Below are 21,778 nucleotides of genomic sequence, written 5' to 3'. Positions count from 1 at the left end.
CACAAAGTTGCATTATTTAGAAAGAAATTGGAAAAAATAAATAAACCTTTTTGATACCTTGCCGTTATTAGACACAACAGCAAGGATGTCGGTTTTGATCATGGATGATCATGTTATTCCCGCGAGGACTTAGTAATAAAAGGAAAAGATTTGTATCCAAGGAAGGAAATAAATATTAGCAATGATCATCAATACCATTGATAAGTAAGTGGCTGCCATGCCTGAACGACGCCAGCGAAGTTCACGGTGTTTTAATCCATAAGAGTGTAAAAAACGACCTGCGATTAAAATTGAGCCACAGATGTGTACCATCCAAACAAAAGCACCATTCATTTCCATGACCAGTAATAAGATCATGGAAATCGGAATATATTCTACCGCATTGCCGTGAACACGGATGGCTGTTTGTAATTCATAAAAGCCACCATCACCATAAGCAACCCGATATTGTGTTCTGAGTTTTACGACATTGAGGGACAATTTAATCAATAATAGTGCGCCCAGTACGATATAAAGCGAGCTAACCATCTTTTCTCCATTGCCAAAGCCAAAAAACGGCGAATTTAATGATAAACCTCAAAGCGACTTCTGTCGCTATAAATAATTATTATTAATTAATTGTTTGGGGATTAGCAAATCCTTGAAAAGATGTATCATATAAACTAGGTCTATACTCTTATCTCCGGGAAGAATTTTCGTTATAATGTCTGCCTTTTTTTTGACACTACTCGAAAAAGACTATTGCCAAAATTTCCGCAGCAGAAAGCACAACAAGCTGAGTAAAAGGATATTGTATGCGTACTAATTATTGTGGGCAGTTGAATAGCGCCCATGTGGGCCAAAAAGTGACTCTTTGTGGTTGGGTTAACCGTCGCCGTGACTTAGGTGGACTTATCTTTATTGATATGCGAGATCGCGAAGGTATTGTTCAAGTCTTCTTTGACCCAGAGCAGAAAGAGGCATTTTCTCAGGCTTCAGAACTGCGTAATGAATTTTGTATTCAAGTCACAGGAACAGTACGCGCTCGTCCTGATAGCCAAGTTAATAAAAATATGGCAACAGGTGAAATTGAGTTAGCGGCAGAATCTCTGTCTATTTTTAACCGTTCAGAGCCATTACCGTTAGATAGCAATCAAACAAATACTGAAGAGCGTCGTTTAACTTATCGTTATTTAGACCTGCGTCGCCCTGAAATGTCAGATCGCTTAAAAACCCGTGCTAAAATCACAAGCTTTGTTCGCCGTTTTATGGATGGTGAAGGTTTCCTTGATGTTGAAACCCCAATGCTGACAAAAGCGACACCAGAAGGTGCGCGTGACTATTTAGTTCCAAGCCGTGTACATAAAGGTAAATTCTACGCATTACCACAATCACCACAGCTTTTTAAACAGCTACTGATGATGTCTGGCTTTGATCGTTACTATCAAATCGTAAAATGCTTCCGTGATGAAGACTTACGTGCTGACCGTCAGCCTGAATTTACACAAATCGATGTTGAAACCTCTTTCATGAGTGCAGACCAAGTGCGCGAAGTGATGGAGCGTATGATCCATGCATTATGGTTAGATGTTCTGAATGTCGATTTAGGTGCGTTCCCAGTAATGACTTTTGCTGAAGCAATGCGTCGTTATGGTTCAGACAAACCAGATTTACGTAACCCAATGGAACTTAAAGACATCGCTGATTTAGTCAAAGATGTTGAGTTCAGTGTATTTGCACAAGCGGCAAATGATGAAAGATGCCGTGTTATCGCATTGCGTGTACCGGGTGGCGCATCATTAACTCGTAAAAATATCGACGAATATACACAGTTTGTTGGTATTTACGGCGCTAAAGGCCTTGCGTGGATGAAAGTCAATGAAAGTGCGAAAGGCATTGAAGGTGTACAAAGCCCAATCGCTAAATTCCTGACTAACGATGTTGTTAACTCAATTTTAGAAACAACAGGCGCAACAGACGGCGACTTGATTTTCTTTGGCGCAGGTCGTAAAGGCACAATGAGTGATGCAATGGGCGCTCTGCGTCTGAAAGTGGGTCGTGATCTTGAACTGACCGATTTAAATGCATGGAAACCATTGTGGGTTATTGACTTCCCAATGTTTGAAGAAGATGAAGAAACCGGCAGCTTAAGTGCGATGCACCATCCATTTACTTCTCCAAAAGACTTATCACCAGCTGAATTAACTGCACACCCAGTAGGTGCTGTGGCAAATGCGTATGATATGGTTATCAATGGTTATGAAGTGGGTGGCGGTTCAGTGCGTATTCACCGTAATGAAATGCAACAAGCGGTATTTAGCATTTTAGGTATTGCACCGAATGAGCAACAAGAGAAATTTGGTTTCTTATTAGATGCGCTTAAATTTGGTACTCCACCACATGCAGGTTTAGCATTTGGTTTAGACCGTTTAGTCATGTTGTTAACGGGGACTGATAACATTCGTGATGTTATTGCTTTCCCTAAAACAACAGCTGCTGCGTGTTTAATGACTAATGCACCAAGCTTTGCTAATGAAGATTCTTTAAAAGAGTTAGCGATTGCAGTAACTCAAAAAGAAGTTAGCGAAGATAAAGAGTAAATGATGAAATATAAGCGCCCGATATCCGTTTTAGTTGTTATTTATGCAAAAGAGACCAAACGGGTGCTTATGCTAAAGCGTCGAGATGATCCTGATTTCTGGCAATCTGTGACAGGGAGCTTAGAAGCGGAAGAAACGCCTTTTCAAACGGCGTTGCGCGAAGTGCAAGAAGAAGTTGGAATTGATATCATAAAAGAAAATCTTGAGCTGGTGGATTGCCAACGCTCAATTCTTTTTGAGATTTTTGCACATTTTCGGCATCGTTATGCACCAGATGTTACACATTGTCAGGAACATTGGTTTACATTAGCACTACCCGCAGAGCGAGATATTGTGCTAACTGAGCATTCGCAATACCAATGGCTAGACGCGCCACTGGCGGCAAAATTAACAAAATCCGCCAGTAATCAGCAAGCGATTGAAGAATTTGTTATTTAATGATTAGACCACGTTTGGAGATATTTCATGGCAGGTCATAGTAAATGGGCCAATACAAAACACCGTAAAGCAGCGCAAGATGCGAAACGCGGTAAAATTTTCACTAAAATCATCCGTGAATTAGTTACAGCAGCACGTTTAGGTGGTGGTGATCCTGCAACTAACCCGCGTTTACGTGCGGCAGTTGATAAAGCATTATCGAACAACATGACTCGTGACACCTTAAACCGTGCAATTGCACGTGGTGTGGGTAATGATGACAACGATAATATGGAAACCATCATTTATGAAGGCTATGGCCCAGCAGGTACTGCTGTGATGGTTGAATGCTTAAGTGATAATCGTAACCGTACTGTTTCCGATGTTCGCCATGCATTTACCAAAACAGGTGGTAACTTAGGAACTGATGGTTCCGTATCTTACCTGTTTACCAAAAAAGGTGTCATTTCATACGCACCGGGTGTTGATGAAGATGCTGTTATGGAAGCTGCGTTAGAAGCAGGTGCTGATGACGTTGAGACTTTTGATGATGGCGCTATCGATGTTTACACCACACCAGAATCTTTTGGTGATGTAAAAGATGCGATGGATGCAGCAGGTTTTGTGGCTGAATCAGCTGAAGTTTCGATGATCCCATCGACTAAAGCAGAATTAGATATTGAAACTGCACCAAAATTAATGCGTCTTATCGATATGTTAGAAGACAGTGATGACGTGCAAGAAGTGTATCACAACGGTGATATCTCAGATGAAGTTGCAAAACAACTGGAAGATATCCTGTAATCGTTCTAGCGATTATCGAAAATAACGGTGTTCAACGCTGTTATTAAAAGTGCGAAGAGAAGAGCAGAGCAGATTTTTTTGCTCTTTTCTCTCGCCATCGACCATATCGGCAACAGGAATTGATATGGCTATCATTCTAGGTATAGACCCCGGTTCGCGTGTTACAGGCTACGGTGTAATTCGACAGCAAGGGCGACAACTTATCTATTTGGGAAGCGGTTGTATTCGCACACAAGTTCCCGACCTTCCTAATCGACTTAAACGTATTTATGCAGGTGTTAGCGAAATCATTACTCAATTTTCGCCAGATGTGTTTGCGGTTGAGCAAGTGTTTATGGCTAAAAATGCTGATTCTGCACTTAAACTTGGGCAAGCGCGCGGTGTAGCAATACTTGCGGCAGTTAATAACGATTTACCTGTTTTTGAATATGCTGCTCGCCAAGTTAAACAGACCGTTGTGGGTACAGGTGCGGCTGAAAAAAGCCAAGTGCAACATATGGTGCGTTCAATATTAAAATTATCCGCGGCACCACAATCGGATGCAGCCGATGCATTAGCAATTGCGATTACACATTGTCACTTTAACCAAAATTTATTACGTGTAGGTGATCCGCGTCTAGTTTTAACGCGAGGTCGATTAAGATAAGTTGTTATCTTGGTAAATGTCTTTGGTTTTTCACAAGCTGGATATACGTCCAGCTTTTTTTATGTTATAAACTTGACGTAATTATTTTTGCGGAGGCGTTAGGGTGATAGGTCGTATCAGAGGAATTATTCTTGAAAAACAGCCACCAGTGGTGCTGATTGAGGCAGGTAATGGTGTAGGTTATGAAATCAATATGCCAATGACCTGTTTTTATGAATTGCCTGATATTGGTCAAGAAGCCATTATCTACACGCAATTTATCGTACGCGAAGATGCACAATTACTTTATGGTTTTAACCAAAAACAAGAGCGCGCACTCTTTCGTGAATTAATTAAAGTAAATGGTGTGGGACCTAAACTCGCTTTAGCCATTTTATCTGGCATGTCTGCTCGCCAATTTGTGACCGCTATTGAAAATGAATCTATCACTTCATTAGTGAAATTACCGGGTGTAGGTAAGAAAACTGCTGAGCGTTTAGTGGTTGAAATGAAAGATCGCTTTAAAGGTCTTAATGGTGATTTATTCGAAAATAGTGATATCGAGTTACCAGAAAGCACTTCACCTAAAGCGCCAAAAGCGGCTGATATTGAAGCTGAAGCCTCTGCTGCATTAATCGCATTAGGCTATAAACCACAAGAAGCTGCAAAAATGATCAGCAAAGTGGCAAAACTGGGTACAGATAGCGAAACACTTATTAAAGAAGCGTTGCGCGCGGCTATTTAGGAGTAACACATTGTGATTGAAGCAGATCGCCTGATTTCAGCAGAAATTCAACAACCTGAAGAAGAAATTATTGATAGGGCTATTCGTCCTAAATCTCTTGCCGAATATGTTGGGCAACCGCAAGTTCGCGAACAGATGGAGATTTTTATTCAGGCGGCTAAATTGCGTCATGATGCTCTCGATCATTTGCTTATCTTCGGACCTCCCGGATTAGGTAAAACCACATTAGCAAATATCATTGCTAATGAAATGGGTGTTAATTTACGCACGACATCAGGTCCTGTGCTTGAAAAAGCAGGTGATTTAGCCGCGATGCTAACTAACCTTGAACCTCATGACGTGCTGTTTATTGATGAAATCCATCGTCTTTCACCCGTTGTTGAAGAAATTCTTTACCCAGCAATGGAAGATTATCAACTCGATATTATGATTGGTGAAGGACCAGCGGCTCGTTCAATTAAAATCGACCTACCGCCATTTACCTTAGTGGGTGCAACCACCCGAGCGGGCTCTTTAACATCTCCATTGCGTGATCGTTTTGGTATTGTTCAACGTCTTGAATTTTATAATGTTGACGATCTCCAACACATTGTCTCTCGCAGTGCCAGTTTTATGGGATTAGAGATGACAGACGAAGGCGCTCGCCAAATTGCTATGCGTTCACGAGGTACACCGCGTATTACTAATCGATTATTGCGCCGTGTGAGAGATTTTGCCCAAGTAAAGGGCAATGGTGCTATTGATGAAGAAATTGCGTCTAAAGCGCTTGATATGTTGAATGTGGATGCGGCAGGTTTTGACTATTTAGATCGCAAACTTCTTTTTGCCATCATTGATAAATTTATGGGTGGGCCTGTAGGATTAGATAACCTTGCAGCCGCTATTGGTGAAGAGCGTGAAACCATAGAAGACGTATTAGAACCTTATTTAATTCAGCAAGGTTTTATTCAGCGCACACCAAGAGGTCGAGTTGCCACTAATCACGCCTATCGTCATTTTAATCGTATCGTAGAAGAGCCTTAATATTTATATCAGCATCAGATTGGAGGTGATTTAAATGATAGAACTGACTCGAGGCAATCTTTTACATGCAAACACCGAGGCAATTGTAAATGCCGTTAATTGTGTTGGTGTAATGGGGCGCGGTATCGCCTTACAATTTAAAAAAGCATGGCCTGATAATTTTAAAGCTTATGCTTTAGCGTGCAAAAATAAAGAACTGACACCCGGTGTAATGTTTATTTATGAAATACAAAAAGCGACTCACCCTCGTTTTATTGTTAATTTCCCAACAAAACGACACTGGCGAAATGCAAGTTGTATTGAAGATATTGAGGCTGGGTTAATTACACTGGTTAATGAAATTAAACAGCGCAATATTAAATCTATTGCCATCCCACCTTTAGGGGCGGGTTTAGGCGGCCTAGAATGGTCTGTGGTGTATGAAAAAATTAAAAGCGCAATGGAACCTTTAGCGGATGTTCATGTGCTAATTTATGCTCCCATAGATGAAGCTGAATTAAGCAAAAAATAGAAAGATCGATTTTCAGACATTCAATTAAAAAAGATAAAAATAAACCCCAAGAACATAGTGTTGTTGGGGTTTTATTTATCTAATGTGCTGGAAATAATTACTGTTTAGCAGGTGCAAATAGACTCAAAATAAATAGGCAACTTGCGGCTAAAACAACAGAAGGACCAGCGGGTGTGTCATAGAAAGCAGAGAAGGTTAAGCCGCCTGTAATTGCCAACATACCAACAGCGATTGCAATCAGAGCCATTTGTTCTGGAGAACGAGCGAAACGACGAGCGGTTGCTGCTGGAATGATCAGTAAAGAAGTAATGATCAGAGCACCTACAAATTTCATGGCTAAACCAATGGTTAACGCGGTGATCATCATTAACTTTAAGCGTTCTCGCTGAATATTCACACCATCAACAAATGCCATATCTTGATTAATCGTCATGGAGAGCAGAGGACGCCATGAACGAATGATCACGAATAAAACAATCACAACACCAATAAAGATACTGATAACGTCTTGATAGTTTACAGACAGCAAATCACCAAATAGATAAGCCATTAAATCAACACGCACATTCGACATTAAACTGACAACTACAAGCCCTAAAGAAAGCGCACTGTGTGCCATGATCCCTAAAAGCGTATCGACAGAAAGTTGAGGTTTTAATTCTAACCAAACCAATAGAATAGCGAGAAGAAGGGTGACTGCAATAACAGCGTAAAAAGGCTCGATATTAAACAGCAAACCAAATGCAACACCCAGTAATGAAGCGTGCGCTAAGGTATCACCAAAATAAGACATACGACGCCAAACGACAAAAGAGCCCAAAGGGCCCGCCGCCATTGCTAAGAGCATACCGGCAATCCAACCCGGTAACAGCAACTCAATCATGACGACACTCCTTACTATGCTGGTGATGATGACGATAAATACCAAGTTGCTCAGCACCACGACTTCCAAACATGGCAATAAATTCAGGATGAGAAGAAACAACGTCTGGTGTGCCTGAACAGCAAATATGACCATTTAAGCAGAGGACTTCGTCCGTTTTTGCCATCACAAGATGAAGATCATGAGAAACCATTAAGATGGCACAACCTAATTCGTGACGAAGCTGATTAATCAAATCATAAAGTGCTAATTGACCATTAACATCAACACCTTGAGTGGGTTCATCTAAAACTAAAAGTTGGGGCTGATTAAGCAACGCTCTTGCTAACAATACACGTTGAGACTCACCACCAGAGAGCTTTTGCATCGGCTGATTGATTAATTTCGCCGCATTAACTCGTTCTAAAGCAGGGAGAATATCTTTATCATGAACACCCGGTTTTAGTGTCATAAACCGTTTAACGGTGAGTGGCATTGTGGGATCGAGATAAAGTTTTTGTGGCACATAGCCCACGCGTAGCGCATTTTGACGCTCAACTTTTCCTGAGGTTGGATTTAATAAACCAAGAACTAAACGGATAACCGTAGATTTACCCGCACCATTAGGGCCAAGTAAAGTAAGAATACGGCCTGCTTTTAGATCAAAAGAGATATCTTTTAAAATTTCTCTTTCACCAAAAGAAACACAAACCGATTTTAAACAAATCAAGTCAGACATAAAATTAGCACTTGCAGAATCATTGAAACGTTATAATATAACATTTCCAATGATGATTCACGAGAATTCTTCCTATGTTACATAAAAACAACAAATTTGCGCACCGTTTTTTATTGAAATCGTTTTTAGCTACAGCGATGATAAGCTCATTCAGTGCTTCAGTGCAGGCTGATGTCGTCGTTTCCATTAGACCACTAGGATTTATTGCTGCTGCTATCGCTGATGGAGTAACACCAACAGAAGTTTTATTACCAGATGGGGCATCTCCACACGATTATGCATTAAAACCCTCTGATTTAAAAAAAATCACCTCCGCAGACCTGATGGTATGGGTGGGCCCTGATATGGAAGTGTTTTTAGATAAGCCATTAAACAGACTTACTGACAATCATAAGTTGGCTTTAGCGGAAACTGACGAAATAAAGTCACTTTTATTGAAAGATGATGATGACAATGTGCATAAACATGAGGAAAATCACGAACATCATTCTCACGGTGATTATAATATGCACATCTGGTTATCACCAGAGATTGCGTTGTCGTCTGCAAAACAGATCCACGAAAGGTTAATTACACTCTATCCAGATAAAAAAGAACTTCTGGACGTAAACCTAGGTAAATTCAGCGAACAACTCAAGCAAACTGATAAGAATCTTGTTAATATTCTGTCGCCTGTGAGAAATAAGGGTTATTTTGTCTTTCATGATGCTTATGGCTACTTCGAAAAACATTATAATTTAAAGCCGTTAGGTCATTTTACGATCAACCCTGAAATACAGCCGGGTGCACAGAAATTACATCAAATACGAACACAGTTGGTTGAGCAAAAAGCAACTTGCATTTTTGCTGAGCCACAATTTAGGCCGACAGTAATAGAAACAGTGGCGAAAGGCACTGGGGTTAAAATGGGTGTATTAGACCCCCTAGGAAGTGGGATTGCTCTGACTCAAGAGAGCTATATAAAATTCCTTACCCAACTAGCTAACCAATATGCGAGCTGCCTGAATGAAACACAATAAGGAATTAAGAACGTGCAGCAGAAGAAATCCATTGCACAGGTATATTTAAGTTTACCACTCCCACATAAGATCATGCTCGGTTCGTTAACTGCAGCAACACTGGCCGTCGCAATTTGGCGACCAGTGGTTCTTCAAAATGAGCAAAACCGAGAAGTTCCTGTCAGCATCCAAATGCCTCTTGCCAACCAAGATGAAAATACAGATGACATTATCACTGACAGTAGTGATCAACTTACTGACGAAGGCTTAGTCGATGCTGATGATGGCTCCGATGCAAGCACCGCAGTTGCACAAGTCCCTCATACTTATATTGTCTCTAGTGGCGATTCATTAAGTTCAATATTGACTCAGTTTGGTATTGATTCAGCTGATATCGCAACTATTTCTAATCAAAATAAAGATCTTAGAAACCTTAAAATCGGACAACCAATTAGTTGGGAGCTTGATGATAATGGGTTATTAAAAGAGTTAAGTTGGGGTGTTTCTCGCCGTGAAACTCGTGTTTATACCCGTACAGAAACGGGCTTTAAAGAGACAAAAGAGTTTCAAAAAGGTGAGTGGAAAAACAGTGTTACCACCGGTGTTATTCGTGGAAGTTTCTCTGTTAGTGCAACGAATGCAGGTTTAACGAATTCAGAAGCGCGTGCAGTGACTAAAGCATTGCAATGGCAAGTAGACTTTAAAAAACTACAAAGTGGCGATCAATTTGCAGCACTCTTTTCTCGCGAAGTGCTTGATGGTCGTACAGAACAAAGTGAACTTATTGGTGTGCGTTTACGCAGCGCAGGTAAAGACTACTATGCTTTCCTTGCTGAAGATGGTCGTTTTTATGATAGCCAAGCTGGTGGATTAGAACGCGGATTTATGCGATTCCCAACAGTGAAGCAGTTTAGAGTTTCCTCTCAATTTAACCCTCGTCGTATTAATCCTGTTACAGGTCGTTTAGCTGCTCATAAAGGTGTCGATTTTGCAATGCCAGTGGGTACACCTGTATTAGCAACAGGGGATGGCGAAGTTATTGTGGCTAAATACAGTGGTGCCGCAGGTAACTTTATTGCTATTCGTCATGGTAGCCAATATACGACACGTTATATGCACTTACGCCAGTTACTTGTAAAACCAGGGCAACGTGTTAAGCGTGGAGATAGAATTGCGTTATCAGGCAATACAGGGCGTTCTACGGGACCTCATTTGCACTATGAGCTGTGGATCAACCAACAAGCAGTCAATCCACTAACAGCGACCTTACCTCGTGCTGATGGTTTAACAGGTAAAGATAAACAAGAATATCTAGCTAAAGTAAAAGAGATTAAGCCGCAATTAGTGCTAGCCGATTGACAATAAACACGATTTTAAAGACATAAAAGCGGATGATTGATATCATCCGCTTTTGTTTTAATGTTTTTTACGCCTATTTGGGGTATCAGTTCAGAGAGTTATCTGATGAATAAAGAAAAAGATACAGATAGCAAAGCGGGTTATGTACCCACTTTTCACCGTGCATATTTGCATCCTCGTCATTGGGGAACATGGTTAGGTGCAGGTGTATTAAGTGCATTGGCTTATATGCCAGTAAAATGGCGTGATCCATTTCTTGCTTCTATTGGTCGTTTTGTTGGACGTAAAGCGAAAAGCGCAAGACGTCGTGCAGATATCAACTTGAGATACTGTTTTCCAACATGGAATAAAACGCAACGTGAAAATGTACTCGACAGTATGTTTGAAACTGCGCCTCAATCCTTTGTGATGTTAGCAGAGCTTTGCTTAAGAGGCCCTGAGCGTATATTAAAGCGCACATCTTGGCAGGGACTAGAAATCATTGAGCGTTTTAAAGAGCAAGGTCGTAATGTCATTTTTATGGTGCCTCATGGATGGGCCGTTGATATCCCTGCAATGCTGTTAGCATCAACAGGTCAGAAAATGGCAGCGATGTTCCATCATCAAAAAGATCCCGTTGCTGATTATTTATGGAATAAAGCACGTCATCATTTTGATGGTCGATTACATTCACGCGAAGCAGGTATTAAGCCATTTATTTCTTCTGTACGACAAGGTTACTGGGGCTATTATCTGCCAGATCAAGATCATGGTGCAGAGCATAGCCAATTTGTAGATTTTTTCGGGACTTATAAAGCGACATTACCCGCGATTGGGCGGTTAATGAAAGTGTGCCGAGCGGCTATTGTGCCTCTGTTTCCAGTGTATTGTCATAAAACGCATCAACTTAATATTATTGTGCGTGAACCAATGGATGATATTGAAGATAAAGATGATGAGTATATTGCACGTAGAATGAATGAAGAGTTAGAAGCTCTAGTGACACCAACGCCAGAACAATATACGTGGATCTTAAAATTACTGAAAACACGTAAAGAGGGCGAAATAGAGCCTTATGCTCGTGAGAATATTCTGGACTAGTTCTTGTCCGAAAAATAAGTAAATAAAAAACGGGCACTTAATAAAGTGCCCGTTTTGCTATTAAGATTTTGGACTCTGTGTTATTCAACCGTCAGAATACGGCATGTATTGGTGCTACCCACAGTGCCCATTTGGTCACCTTGAGTGACTAACACTAAATCACCAGAAACTAAGAAACCTTTATCACGTAAACGGCCGATTGCTTCATTAGCAGCGGCAATACCATCAGTGTGAGTACTGCAATAAACGGGTGTTACACCACGATAAAGAGCAGTCTGATTTAATGTTTTCTCATGACGAGACATTGAGAAAATCGGTAAACCTGTACTGATGCGGGACATCATGCGTGCAGTACGACCTGATTCAGTCATCGCAATAATCGCATTAACGCCTTTCATATGGTTAGCTGCATACATTGTAGACATCGCAATGGCTTCTTCTACTGTATCAAACACCATATCTAAACGGTGCTTAGAAACATTGGCAGCTGGCATTTTTTCAGCGCCTAAGCAGACTTGTGCCATTGAAGCGACCGTTTCTGCTGGATATTGTCCTGCTGCGGTTTCTGCTGAAAGCATAACAGCATCAGTGCCATCTAATACGGCGTTAGCAACGTCCATGACTTCAGCACGTGTTGGCATTGGATTTGTTATCATTGATTCCATCATTTGAGTAGCAGTGATAACGACACGATTAAGCTGACGAGCACGACGAATTAATTTTTTCTGTACACCCACCAGCTCAGGATCACCAATTTCAACACCTAAATCGCCACGAGCAACCATCACCACATCAGAAGCAAGAATGATTTCATCAATGATTTCATCATTAGCAACCGCTTCAGCACGCTCTACTTTAGAAACGATTTGGCATTCACAGCCTGCATCACGGGCTAAACGGCGAGCAAGGTTAAGATCTTCACCTGTTCTTGGGAATGAAACGGCAAGGTAATCAACACCAATTTTTGCAGCAGTGATAATGTCTTGCTTATCTTTTTCTGTTAATGCATCAGCAGAGAGGCCTCCACCGAGCTTATTAATGCCTTTATTGTTAGATAAAGGGCCACCGACAGTCACTTCAGTAAAGACTTTTAAACCATCAACTTTGAGGACTTTTAACTGAACTCGACCATCATCAAGAAGTAAAATATCGCCTGGAACCACGTCAGCAGGTAAGCCTTTATAGTCGATACCCACTTGATTTTGGTTGCCTTCGCCTTTTTCAAGCGCTGCATCAAGTAAGAATTTATCACCGACATTCAGGAAAACTTTTCCGTCTTTAAAGGTAGATACACGGATTTTAGGACCTTGTAAATCCCCGAGGATAGCAACATGGCGACCTAATCTTGCAGCAATTTCACGCGTACGATTAGCGCGAGCAAGATGGTCTTCCGCAGAACCATGAGAGAAATTTAATCGAACAACATTTGCGCCAGCAATAATAATTTTTTCTAAGTTATTATCACGATCTGTTGCTGGGCCTAAGGTGGTAACAATTTTTGTTCTTCTGAGCCGTCTGGACATGTATTACTCCGTTGACCTTGAACGAAAGGTGTTGGCAATTGGATAAAACAGAAATCAGATAGTGCTTTACCCAATATGTTAAGTGAAACGCTTCAAGCTAATTGCAACATACACTACTGTTTTCATTATATGCGAGAGTTAGCTCGCAGATATGCTACCATTTTTCAAAAACTTATCTAGTCAGGGGCACAAATTGAAGTGTGACAATACTAACAGAATAATTAAAAACGGTTACTTATCAAACCGTGAATCACGTAAAGCTTCTTTGACGCGCTTCAAGTTATCTCTGAATTTTGGTCCTCGGCGTAAAATAAATCCTGTTGCGAGAACATCAATAATAGTGAGTTGAGCAAGGCGGGAGATCATCGGCATGTAGATATCAGTATCTTCAGGCACATCAAGCAATATAGGAAGGGTAGCTTCAGAGGCTAAAAGAGAGCCCGGAGTGGTAATGGCAATGACCGATGCATCGTTTTCACGCGCGATTTTTGCGATTTCAACTAAATTCTTAGTACGTCCTGTATGTGAAATAATAACCACCACATCACCATCAGTACTATTTATGCAACTCATACGCTGCATAACAACATCATCAAAATAAGTGACAGGAATATTAAAACGAGAAAACTTATTCATGGCATCGTGAGCAACGGCTGCTGATGCACCTAAACCAAAAAAAGAGATTTTTTTAGCTTGCGTCAAAATATCAACTGCACGATTGATAGCTGCGATATCAATATTATTTTTAACATTTTCAAGTCCCGCCATTGCGGATTCAAAAATTTTATTGGTATAAGAAGAGACAGTATCGGAATCATCAATATTACGATTTACATAAGGTGTGCCGTTGGCAATGCTTTGTGCTAATTGTAATTTGAAATCAGGAAATCCTTTTGTTGCCATACGTCGGCAAAATCGATTAACAGTGGGTTCACTGACATCAGCCGTTTTAGCCATTAAGGCAATACTTGAATGGATAACGGTTTGTGGCGCAGTTAAAACAGCCTCTGCGACTTTTTTTTCTGATTTACTCAAGATGTCCAGATTAGACTGAACCCTTTCCAATATATTCATTAAATATACAGATCCTTGGCTTTGCCAATTTCAATAAAAGGAGAAATCTATAACGGTTTTATGAAAATATACTACGCAAAGAACAAGGCTTGCAGTGTAAACCATCGGTAAACAGGGCTTTTTTCGTTAAAGTATGACGTGTGTCTAACTTTCAAAGCTGAAAGCAAGATACAAAACTGTTGTAAAGTTACAAGAAAGGATAAAACACTAGGCATAAAATGAAGCATTACAATATGTGTGGTAAGTTAGGGACTAAAATGTGCAAGTGTATTTACTGAATACATCCAAAAGAGTACATTAATACAAAATTCTGTAACAAAATTACAAAATCTCATCATGAGGAGACGTTCTATGGCAGCGATATCGACTGCTCAGGCCTGTGATCTGGTTATCTTCGGTACGAAAGGGGATCTAGCACGCCGTAAGCTCATTCCATCATTATATCAATTGGAAAAAGCAGGATATATTCACCCTGACTCTCGCATTATTGGTGTCGGTCGTGCTGATTGGGATGTTGATGCATATAAAAATGTCGCTCATGAAGCGTTAAAAACCTTTTTAAAAGAAGAAATTAACCCTGAAATTTGGCAACGTTTAAGTGATCGCTTAGATTTTTGTAATCTTGATGTTAATGAAACCGACCATTTCATTGAGTTATCAAAGCATCTAAAACAAGATAAATTACCGGCTATCTATTACTTTGCTATGCCTCCAAGCACCTTTAGTGCGATGTGTCAGGGATTAGGGCATGCAAAATTAAACAAAGAGCCTAATCGTGTCGTAATGGAAAAACCATTAGGGACTGATTTAGCGTCTTCGGTTTCTATTAACGATAGTGTGGCGAAATACTTTAAAGAGACACAAATTTATCGTATTGACCACTATTTAGGTAAAGAAACCGTTTTAAACTTATTAGCATTGCGCTTTGCAAACTCACTATTTGTCAACAACTGGGACAATAAAACGATTGACCATGTCCAAATTACGGTTGCAGAAGAAGTGGGTATTGAAGGGCGTTGGGGATACTTTGATCAAGCCGGTCAAATGCGTGATATGGTGCAAAACCACCTATTACAAATCCTGACTATGATAGCGATGTCACCACCTGCTGATTTAACGGCTGACAGTATTCGCCAAGAAAAAGTGAAAGTCTTACGTTCATTACGCCGTATTGATAACACCAATATTCGCGAAAAAACGGTTCGTGGACAATATACTGGTGGTTTTGTACAAGGTAAAAAAGTGCCGGGTTATCTTGATGAAGAAGGTGCGAATAAAACCAGTAATACAGAAACATTTGTGGCAATCCGCGCTGATATTGACAACTGGCGTTGGGCGGGTGTTCCGTTTTATCTAAGAACAGGTAAACGTCTACCAAGTAAATGTTCAGAAGTTGTGGTTTATTTTAAAAAGCCTGCGCTGAATATTTTCAGTGAGACTTATCAAGAGTTACCACAAAATAAGCTGACTATTCGTTTACAGCCAGATGAAGGCATCGATATCGAAGTGCTAAATAAAGCACCGGGACTCGATCATAAACACCGTTTACAAACAACTAAGCTGGACTTGAGTTTCTCTGAAACATTCAATCAAACGCATTTGGCGGATGCTTACGAGCGCTTATTGTTAGAAGCCATGCGCGGGATACAAGCGCTATTCGTGCGTCGTGACGAAGTAGAAGAAGCATGGAAATGGGTGGATTCAATCATTAGCGCATGGGAATGCGATAATGAGTTGCCTAAGCCATATCAAGCGGGCACTTGGGGACCTGTGGCATCTGTTGCCATGATCACCCGCGATGGTCGTTCTTGGAATGAAATTGAATAACTGATTTTGATTATCCATTCTAAAGAAAAAACACCCAGCTATGCTGGGTGTTTTTGTATCTGACAAATGTTTTTAAGCATAATTACTTGCTAATAGATGAATAAAACCCATGCTAAAACGAAAATTGTTTCAATAACTATTCATTAAACCGACAAGTTATGGTGCTATAGAAAATTAAAACTTAAATAAAACCAACCAATTAACTAAAAATTTTTTCCTCAAAAGCATTGCTTTAAATAATTTGGCGTGATAGAAATATCATGTAACATTTAACCATCTTATATGAGGGTTCGGAGTATATCGTGCGGATGGTCTGTGCGATGAAAGAATAAATAATCATGACTAGCGCCAAAAGCGTCAAAGTTAAACGTTCTACCTATAAGTTATTCCTTTCTGCTATTTTATCCAGCGAACACTACTGGTGTGGCGCATTATAGAAACCTCTCATCTTTATTCCTGAGTTATCAGGAAACGACGTTGCCTTAACGTTCGGCTACTATTGCCGCCAGAAAGACTATCTACATATTCTCTATCTTCTGCGTAAGAAACGTTTTGGCGTATTTCGAGTGTGTATGAGAGATGAAAAAATGATTTATTGGATATTTTTAGCATTAGCTATTGTTTGTGAAGTTATCGGTACTTTATCTATGAAGTACGCCAGTGTGAGCGGTGGTTACACCGGTATGATTGTGATGTGGTTAATGATTGCCACTTCCTATATCTTTTTAGCCATAGCCGTTAAAAAAGTGGCATTAGGTGTAGCATATGCACTGTGGGAAGGTATTGGAATTGTCATTATTACGACATTCAGTGTTCTGTGGTTTGGAGAATCACTCTCACCATTAAAATTAGGCGGTCTAGCAATGTTAATTGCAGGGATCACGCTTATCAAATCAGGTACTAAAAAATCGGCTGTTGCTAAGAAAACAACAGAATCGGTAAAAAGTATTGCTGGTAAAGCCAAGCACGTTGCCAGTGCTGTAAAAGGAGCGAATAAGCCAATTCCTGCCAATATCAAGGAGGCTTAATTATGTTAGCTCAATTTGAATGGTGGCACGGTGCGTTTTTAATACTTGCCGTAGTGCTGGAGATTGTCGCGAATATATTCTTAAAAATGTCTAACGGCTTTAGCCGAATGGGGTTAGGAATATTATCACTGTTTTGTGTGTTAGGTGCTTTTAGTGCACTAGCAATGGCAGTCAAAGGAATAGAGCTTTCGGTAGCTTATGCACTTTGGGGAGCATTCGGAATTATTGCAACTATCGCCGCCGGTTGGATTTTATTTAATCAAAGACTCAATTATAAAGGATGGGGTGGAATTATATTATTACTAGTAGGTATGGTAATGATTAAATTTGCCTAAATCTAATTAACTTAATGAGTGAGATATTGATAAAAAAGAATCTAATTATCACAGCAAAATAAGTGACATTAAAAAAGCTGAGTTCTTATGAATTCAGCTTTTTTGTTTTTATGCTATTCTTTTTATTGTTTAAACAAGGAGAATATATGAAACGGATATTAGTCGCTGGGGCAACAGGTTATTTAGGACGATTTCTTGTACAAGAACTAAAAACACAAGGTTATTGGGTACGTATTTTAGTTAGAAATCGCCAGCAAGCGACACAGTTTACGAATATTGATGATGTTTTTATTGGTGCAATAACAAATCCTGACCAAATAAAAGATCTTACTAAAGATATTGATTGTGTTATTTCTACAGTAGGGATCACTCGGCAAAAAGAGGGATTAACCTATCAGGATGTTGACTATCAAGCGAATGTAAACCTTCTTGAAGAAGCTGTTAAATCACAAGTTAAACAGTTTATTTATATCTCCGCCATAGATGGAGATAAATACCGCCAATTAAAAATCTTTGAAGCTAAAGAGCGTTTTGTCGATAAATTAAAACAATCTAATTTATCGTATTGTATTATTCGACCTAATGGCTACTTCAGCGATATGGGAGATTTTTTACAAATGGCTTCGGCGGGAAAAGTCTATTTATTTGGTTCGGGTGAACAAAAAATTAATCCTATCTCAGGTAAAGATCTAGCCCAGTTTGTAATTAAAATGATAGGGCGTAATACGAAAGAAATTTCTGTGGGTGGACCTGATGTTCTGTCATTAAATCAAATTGCTGAACTTGCAGGCGTTGCATTAAATAAAAAAGTAAAAATTATTCATCTACCTGACTTCTTAAGAAAAATGACTATTTTTATATTGCGCCATTTTACTTCTCAAAAATTTTATGGGCCTTTTGAGTTTTTCTTAACATTTATGGGAAATAGCCATATTGGTGAGAGCTATGGCGATGAGCATTTGTCAGATTACTATCTTGATTTAGCTAATAAATTCAAAAAATAAGCACCTATGGAAAGTAGGTGCTTATTAAATACTTTTACATTGCAGCAATAATTTTAATTTCGACTTTATATTCAGGGTGCATTAATTGTGCTTGTACAGTACAACGCACAGGTGCGCTACCTTTGGCAACCCATGCATCCCACGCTTTATTCATACCTTCAAAATCGGCTTTATCAGCTAAAAAGATTGTCGCATCAAGAATTTTAGTTTTATCAGAACCTACACGTTGTAACAAAACGTCGATTGCCGCTAATGTGTCTGCTGTTTGTTCAATAATATCGCCTGATAAGTTTTCTGGCACTGCAGTGTAATAAATAGTGTCGTTATGAATAACGGCTTCAGACCAGCGATCTTCAGGGTCGATACGTTTAATTGTCATTATGAATTCTCCTTTGTATTAACGGCATAGGTGGTACTTTTGGTTATCCACTGGCATAATTTACGTCTTATTTTATAAAAAGAGTATGCCTGTGTCAGACGATTTTGCAGAAAACGGGATTTTAACCCGAACTATTCCAGGATTTCATCCCCGTGAAGCTCAACGACAAATGGCGAAATCGATAACGGAAACTATTGATAAGCAAGGTGTACTTATCGCTGAAGCGGGTACAGGTACTGGAAAAACGTATGCCTATCTTGTACCAGCATTGCGTTCGGGTAAAAAAACTATTATCTCAACGGGCTCTAAAGCCTTGCAAGATCAATTATATAGTCGAGATTTACCAACGATCATTGAAGCAATTAATTATGATGGTAATACGGCGTTATTAAAAGGGCGCTCTAACTACCTCTGTTTAGAACGACTTGATCAGCAAATGCTCAGTGGTGGTGATCTGGAAGCTGAAGTTTTGTCTGATGTTATGTATGTACGCCAATGGTCAACACAAACAGAAGATGGTGATGTTAGCCGTTGTCATAGTGTTGCTGAAGATAGCCGAGTTTGGCCTTTAGTCACCAGCACTAACGATAACTGCTTGGGAAGTGATTGCCCTCGTTATAAAGAGTGCTATGTTCTAAGCGCACGTAAAAAAGCAATGGATGCAGATGTCGTGGTGGTTAATCACCATTTATTTATGGCGGATACTGTTGTTAAAGATACTGGTTTTGGTGAGCTAATTCCGGAAGCTGAAATTATGATCTTTGATGAAGCCCATCAAATTCCAGATATTGCTAGCCACTATTTTGGACAACAACTTACCAGTAGACAGCTATTTGATCTCGCCAGAGATATGACGGTTGCTTATCGTACAGAAGTAAGAGATCAAGTTCAGTTACAAAAAAGTGCTGATAGATTAACGCAAATGGTGATGGATTTTCGCCTAGTGTTAGGTGAAACAGGCTATCGAGGAAATTTACGTGAGCTATTGCAAGGTGGCGAAACAAAACGTTTTCTTACATTACTGGATGATGCCTTAGAATTGAGTTATGACGTAATGAAACTCTCGTTAGGGCGAAGCCAATTACTTGATAGTGCTTTTGAACGTGCCACCGTTTATCGCAATCGTTTAAAACGCCTGATTGACACCACAATTCCGGGTTATAGTTACTGGTTTGAAAGTTATGGTCGCCATTTCTTATTAGCTATCACACCACTGTCTGTTGCAGATAAATTTCGCGAATTAATCAAATCACATAAAAGCAGTTGGGTATTTACCTCAGCAACACTTTCTGTAAATGAGCAGATGTCTTATTACACAGATAGATTAGGCTTAGAAAATGCGACAACACTGATTTTAAACAGCCCATTTGATTATCAACATCAAACATTACTCTGTGTACCGCGTTATTTACCACCATTAAATCAGCCTTATACAGCGAAACGTTTAGCCGCTATGCTAACGCCCGTTATTTTAAAGAACCAAGGCCGCTGTTTTTTCCTCTGTACCTCACATGCCATGATGCGTGGACTTGCTGAAGAGTTTAAAGCCAGTTTGCCATTACCTGTATTGATGCAAGGAGAAATGAGCAAAACGCAATTACTGCAAAAGTTTGTTTCATCAGGAAATGCGCTTTTAGTTGCGACCCAAAGTTTTTGGGAAGGCGTTGACGTGCGTGGCGATACGTTGTCTTGCGTGATTATTGATAAATTACCCTTTACAGCACCTGATGATCCTTTATTAAGAGCACGTATTGAAGATTGTGAATTGCGAGGCGGAGATGCTTTTAGAGACGTCCAAATTCCTGATGCTGTTATTAGTTTAAAGCAAGGTGTTGGGCGATTAATTCGTGATGTACACGATTATGGTGCAATTATAGTTTGTGATGATAGGTTAGTTTCTCGTGCTTATGGCGAAGTTTTTTTAAGTAGTTTGCCTCCATCACCTCGTACGCGTTCACTCGAAAAAACAATGAAATTTTTGAGCCAACGCGCACAGCAGAATGAAATACAAGAAATATCGGATTCATAATAGCGATCGCACAGAATGTGTGTTTATTCTGTTGAACACTATTATGATATTATTCTTCCTCTTTTAATTATCGAATTTGCCGGAGTTATGGCGTGTCACTGCGAATTTTAGCAATTGATACTGCAACAGAATCTTGTTCAGTTGCAGTTTGGAATGAAGGCGTTGTTGCTTCACGTTTTGAAATCTCACCTCGTGAACATACACAAAAGATTTTACCTATGGTGAAAAGCGCCTTAGAAGAAGCAAACATCACATTGCAATCATTGGATGTTCTTGCTTTTGGGCGAGGTCCCGGAAGTTTTACAGGTGTTCGCATCGGTGTAGGTGTTGCACAAGGTATCGCGTTAGGCGCAGAGTTGCCAATGATTGGTATTTCATCACTTGCCACAATGGCTGAAGGTGTCTTTAGAACAACGGGTATTAAACAAGTTCTTGTAGCAATAGATGCGCGTATGGGTGAAATTTATTGCGCTCAATATCAGCGTAATGATGCAGGTGTTTGGATGGGCGAAGACACAGAAGCGGTGATGAAACCTGAGCAATTTATTGAAGCATTACAGTCAACAACAGGAACATGGGCAATTGCAGGTACAGGCTGGCAAGCATATCCTGATTTAAAAGAGGCACTGCCTTTCACTGTTGTTGAAACTGAGATCACGCTTCCCGCTGCACAAGATATGTTACCTCTTGCTGTAACTGCTTGGCATGAAGGTAAAGCCACGAAAGTTGAAGATGCTGAGCCAGTTTATTTACGTAATGAAGTAACGTGGAAAAAATTGCCTGGTCGTGAATAGATTTAGAAGTATCTATTAGAAGCCGAAGAGTGAAGCTAAGCTA

At 40.0% G+C, this 21,778-nt stretch carries 23 protein-coding genes; 16 read left to right on the top strand and 7 right to left on the bottom strand.

Going from position 1 to position 21,778, the window contains the following annotated elements:
* Positions 1-129: 129 nt before the first annotated feature.
* Positions 130-528: an MAPEG family protein gene (locus EHE21_RS09980; protein WP_023582071.1), complete on the bottom strand. Its 399-nt coding sequence runs from the start codon at positions 526-528 to the stop codon at positions 130-132.
* A 266-nt stretch (positions 529-794) separates the two neighbouring features.
* Between EHE21_RS09980 and aspS the strand changes: the two genes are divergently transcribed.
* Genes aspS through EHE21_RS09965 form a run of 3 tightly spaced genes read left to right on the top strand, consistent with a single transcriptional unit; the run spans position 795 to position 3,800 of the window.
* The gene (gene aspS, locus EHE21_RS09975; protein WP_088495453.1) at positions 795-2,579 is read left to right on the top strand and encodes an aspartate--tRNA ligase; all 1,785 of its coding nucleotides are present in this window, start codon (positions 795-797) and stop codon (positions 2,577-2,579) included.
* A gap of 3 nt (positions 2,580-2,582) precedes the next feature.
* Positions 2,583-3,017, top strand: coding sequence for a dihydroneopterin triphosphate diphosphatase (nudB, locus tag EHE21_RS09970; RefSeq protein ID WP_194952618.1), 435 nt, complete (start codon positions 2,583-2,585; stop codon positions 3,015-3,017).
* 27 nt (positions 3,018-3,044) lie between these two features.
* Complete coding sequence (locus EHE21_RS09965) at positions 3,045-3,800, top strand: YebC/PmpR family DNA-binding transcriptional regulator (protein WP_194950579.1); 756 nt, start codon at positions 3,045-3,047, stop codon at positions 3,798-3,800.
* Between the two features lie 12 nt (positions 3,801-3,812).
* Here EHE21_RS09965 and EHE21_RS18985 read toward each other — a convergent pair whose 3' ends face one another.
* Positions 3,813-3,935, bottom strand: coding sequence for a hypothetical protein (locus tag EHE21_RS18985; RefSeq protein ID WP_267463807.1), 123 nt, complete (start codon positions 3,933-3,935; stop codon positions 3,813-3,815).
* On the opposite strand from EHE21_RS18985, the gene ruvC reads away from it, so the two are divergent.
* The 4 genes from ruvC to EHE21_RS09945 all read left to right on the top strand — a co-directional run bounded on the left by ruvC (position 3,925) and on the right by EHE21_RS09945 (position 6,704).
* Positions 3,925-4,446 carry a crossover junction endodeoxyribonuclease RuvC gene (gene ruvC / locus EHE21_RS09960; protein ID WP_006536599.1) on the top strand — a complete coding sequence of 174 codons (522 nt, stop codon included), beginning with the start codon at positions 3,925-3,927 and terminating at the stop codon, positions 4,444-4,446. The genes EHE21_RS18985 and ruvC overlap by 11 nt on opposite strands.
* 103 nt (positions 4,447-4,549) lie before the next feature.
* Positions 4,550-5,170 (top strand): Holliday junction branch migration protein RuvA, encoded by a 621-nt coding sequence (ruvA, locus tag EHE21_RS09955; protein WP_075671063.1) that lies wholly within the window; start codon positions 4,550-4,552, stop codon positions 5,168-5,170.
* Positions 5,171-5,182: 12 nt separating this feature from the next.
* Positions 5,183-6,193 (top strand): Holliday junction branch migration DNA helicase RuvB, encoded by a 1,011-nt coding sequence (gene ruvB, locus EHE21_RS09950; RefSeq protein WP_109393837.1) that lies wholly within the window; start codon positions 5,183-5,185, stop codon positions 6,191-6,193.
* A 34-nt stretch (positions 6,194-6,227) separates the two neighbouring features.
* Entirely contained in the window at positions 6,228-6,704 is a 477-nt protein-coding gene (locus EHE21_RS09945) for a macro domain-containing protein (protein WP_194950578.1), read from the top strand.
* Between the two features lie 97 nt (positions 6,705-6,801).
* Here the strand turns inward: EHE21_RS09945 and znuB are convergent, their stop codons facing one another.
* Both znuB and znuC read right to left on the bottom strand, forming a co-directional pair.
* Positions 6,802-7,587: a zinc ABC transporter permease subunit ZnuB gene (gene znuB / locus EHE21_RS09940; RefSeq protein ID WP_069369079.1), complete on the bottom strand. Its 786-nt coding sequence runs from the start codon at positions 7,585-7,587 to the stop codon at positions 6,802-6,804.
* Complete coding sequence (gene znuC, locus EHE21_RS09935) at positions 7,580-8,305, bottom strand: zinc ABC transporter ATP-binding protein ZnuC (protein ID WP_151435258.1); 726 nt, start codon at positions 8,303-8,305, stop codon at positions 7,580-7,582. The genes znuB and znuC overlap by 8 nt, the downstream gene beginning before the upstream one ends.
* Positions 8,306-8,379: 74 nt before the next feature.
* Between znuC and znuA the strand changes: the two genes are divergently transcribed.
* The 3 genes from znuA to lpxM all read left to right on the top strand — a co-directional run bounded on the left by znuA (position 8,380) and on the right by lpxM (position 11,742).
* Positions 8,380-9,324 (top strand): zinc ABC transporter substrate-binding protein ZnuA, encoded by a 945-nt coding sequence (gene znuA, locus EHE21_RS09930; protein WP_088495458.1) that lies wholly within the window; start codon positions 8,380-8,382, stop codon positions 9,322-9,324.
* A gap of 12 nt (positions 9,325-9,336) precedes the next feature.
* On the top strand, positions 9,337-10,662 hold the full coding sequence (gene mepM, locus EHE21_RS09925; protein WP_194950577.1) for a murein DD-endopeptidase MepM: 1,326 nt from the start codon (positions 9,337-9,339) through the stop codon (positions 10,660-10,662).
* A gap of 105 nt (positions 10,663-10,767) precedes the next feature.
* Positions 10,768-11,742, top strand: coding sequence for a lauroyl-Kdo(2)-lipid IV(A) myristoyltransferase (gene lpxM / locus EHE21_RS09920; RefSeq protein ID WP_194950576.1), 975 nt, complete (start codon positions 10,768-10,770; stop codon positions 11,740-11,742).
* 80 nt (positions 11,743-11,822) lie between these two features.
* Here lpxM and pyk read toward each other — a convergent pair whose 3' ends face one another.
* A complete protein-coding gene (pyk, locus tag EHE21_RS09915; protein WP_088495460.1) occupies positions 11,823-13,265 on the bottom strand; it encodes a pyruvate kinase in 1,443 nt (480 codons plus the stop codon).
* Between the two features lie 231 nt (positions 13,266-13,496).
* Positions 13,497-14,339, bottom strand: a complete 843-nt coding sequence (locus tag EHE21_RS09910) for a MurR/RpiR family transcriptional regulator (RefSeq protein WP_088495461.1) — start codon at positions 14,337-14,339, stop codon at positions 13,497-13,499.
* A 351-nt stretch (positions 14,340-14,690) separates the two neighbouring features.
* Between EHE21_RS09910 and zwf the strand changes: the two genes are divergently transcribed.
* From zwf to EHE21_RS09890, 4 genes are all read left to right on the top strand, one after another.
* Positions 14,691-16,166, top strand: a complete 1,476-nt coding sequence (zwf, locus tag EHE21_RS09905) for a glucose-6-phosphate dehydrogenase (RefSeq protein ID WP_194950575.1) — start codon at positions 14,691-14,693, stop codon at positions 16,164-16,166.
* A gap of 587 nt (positions 16,167-16,753) precedes the next feature.
* Positions 16,754-17,194, top strand: a complete 441-nt coding sequence (gene mdtJ / locus EHE21_RS09900; protein WP_075671146.1) for a multidrug/spermidine efflux SMR transporter subunit MdtJ — start codon at positions 16,754-16,756, stop codon at positions 17,192-17,194.
* A gap of 2 nt (positions 17,195-17,196) precedes the next feature.
* Positions 17,197-17,529, top strand: coding sequence for a multidrug/spermidine efflux SMR transporter subunit MdtI (gene mdtI / locus EHE21_RS09895; RefSeq protein WP_023582084.1), 333 nt, complete (start codon positions 17,197-17,199; stop codon positions 17,527-17,529).
* Positions 17,530-17,675: 146 nt separating this feature from the next.
* On the top strand, positions 17,676-18,533 hold the full coding sequence (locus EHE21_RS09890; RefSeq protein ID WP_194950574.1) for an SDR family oxidoreductase: 858 nt from the start codon (positions 17,676-17,678) through the stop codon (positions 18,531-18,533).
* Between the two features lie 34 nt (positions 18,534-18,567).
* Here the strand turns inward: EHE21_RS09890 and EHE21_RS09885 are convergent, their stop codons facing one another.
* Positions 18,568-18,912 carry a RidA family protein gene (locus EHE21_RS09885; protein ID WP_098942664.1) on the bottom strand — a complete coding sequence of 115 codons (345 nt, stop codon included), beginning with the start codon at positions 18,910-18,912 and terminating at the stop codon, positions 18,568-18,570.
* An 85-nt stretch (positions 18,913-18,997) separates the two neighbouring features.
* Here EHE21_RS09885 and EHE21_RS09880 point away from each other — a divergent pair, with 85 nt between their 5' ends.
* Positions 18,998-20,941 (top strand): ATP-dependent DNA helicase, encoded by a 1,944-nt coding sequence (locus tag EHE21_RS09880; protein WP_194950573.1) that lies wholly within the window; start codon positions 18,998-19,000, stop codon positions 20,939-20,941.
* A gap of 92 nt (positions 20,942-21,033) precedes the next feature.
* Positions 21,034-21,735 carry a tRNA (adenosine(37)-N6)-threonylcarbamoyltransferase complex dimerization subunit type 1 TsaB gene (tsaB, locus tag EHE21_RS09875; RefSeq protein ID WP_194950572.1) on the top strand — a complete coding sequence of 234 codons (702 nt, stop codon included), beginning with the start codon at positions 21,034-21,036 and terminating at the stop codon, positions 21,733-21,735.
* Positions 21,736-21,778: the final 43 nt, after the last annotated feature.

This window comes from Proteus sp. GOKU, assembly GCF_015475555.1.
Lineage (GTDB): Bacteria > Pseudomonadota > Gammaproteobacteria > Enterobacterales > Enterobacteriaceae > Proteus > Proteus mirabilis_B.
The sequence above is the reverse complement of the archived record's forward strand: the minus strand, read 5'-3'. Positions and strand labels throughout refer to the sequence as shown.

Bases quoted from the DNA above. Each gene is read 5' to 3' on its own strand.
- EHE21_RS09980 (WP_023582071.1), bottom strand. From the start codon at position 528: ATGGTTAGCTCGCTTTATATCGTACTGGGCGCACTATTATTGATTAAA.
- aspS (WP_088495453.1), top strand. From the start codon at position 795: ATGCGTACTAATTATTGTGGGCAGTTGAATAGCGCCCATGTGGGCCAA.
- nudB (WP_194952618.1), top strand. From the start codon at position 2,583: ATGAAATATAAGCGCCCGATATCCGTTTTAGTTGTTATTTATGCAAAA.
- EHE21_RS09965 (WP_194950579.1), top strand. From the start codon at position 3,045: ATGGCAGGTCATAGTAAATGGGCCAATACAAAACACCGTAAAGCAGCG.
- ruvC (WP_006536599.1), top strand. From the start codon at position 3,925: ATGGCTATCATTCTAGGTATAGACCCCGGTTCGCGTGTTACAGGCTAC.
- EHE21_RS18985 (WP_267463807.1), bottom strand. From the start codon at position 3,935: ATGATAGCCATATCAATTCCTGTTGCCGATATGGTCGATGGCGAGAGA.
- EHE21_RS09945 (WP_194950578.1), top strand. From the start codon at position 6,228: ATGATAGAACTGACTCGAGGCAATCTTTTACATGCAAACACCGAGGCA.
- znuB (WP_069369079.1), bottom strand. From the start codon at position 7,587: ATGATTGAGTTGCTGTTACCGGGTTGGATTGCCGGTATGCTCTTAGCA.
- znuC (WP_151435258.1), bottom strand. From the start codon at position 8,305: ATGTCTGACTTGATTTGTTTAAAATCGGTTTGTGTTTCTTTTGGTGAA.
- znuA (WP_088495458.1), top strand. From the start codon at position 8,380: ATGTTACATAAAAACAACAAATTTGCGCACCGTTTTTTATTGAAATCG.
- lpxM (WP_194950576.1), top strand. From the start codon at position 10,768: ATGAATAAAGAAAAAGATACAGATAGCAAAGCGGGTTATGTACCCACT.
- pyk (WP_088495460.1), bottom strand. From the start codon at position 13,265: ATGTCCAGACGGCTCAGAAGAACAAAAATTGTTACCACCTTAGGCCCA.
- EHE21_RS09910 (WP_088495461.1), bottom strand. From the start codon at position 14,339: ATGAATATATTGGAAAGGGTTCAGTCTAATCTGGACATCTTGAGTAAA.
- zwf (WP_194950575.1), top strand. From the start codon at position 14,691: ATGGCAGCGATATCGACTGCTCAGGCCTGTGATCTGGTTATCTTCGGT.
- mdtJ (WP_075671146.1), top strand. From the start codon at position 16,754: ATGATTTATTGGATATTTTTAGCATTAGCTATTGTTTGTGAAGTTATC.
- mdtI (WP_023582084.1), top strand. From the start codon at position 17,197: ATGTTAGCTCAATTTGAATGGTGGCACGGTGCGTTTTTAATACTTGCC.
- EHE21_RS09890 (WP_194950574.1), top strand. From the start codon at position 17,676: ATGAAACGGATATTAGTCGCTGGGGCAACAGGTTATTTAGGACGATTT.
- EHE21_RS09885 (WP_098942664.1), bottom strand. From the start codon at position 18,912: ATGACAATTAAACGTATCGACCCTGAAGATCGCTGGTCTGAAGCCGTT.
- EHE21_RS09880 (WP_194950573.1), top strand. From the start codon at position 18,998: ATGCCTGTGTCAGACGATTTTGCAGAAAACGGGATTTTAACCCGAACT.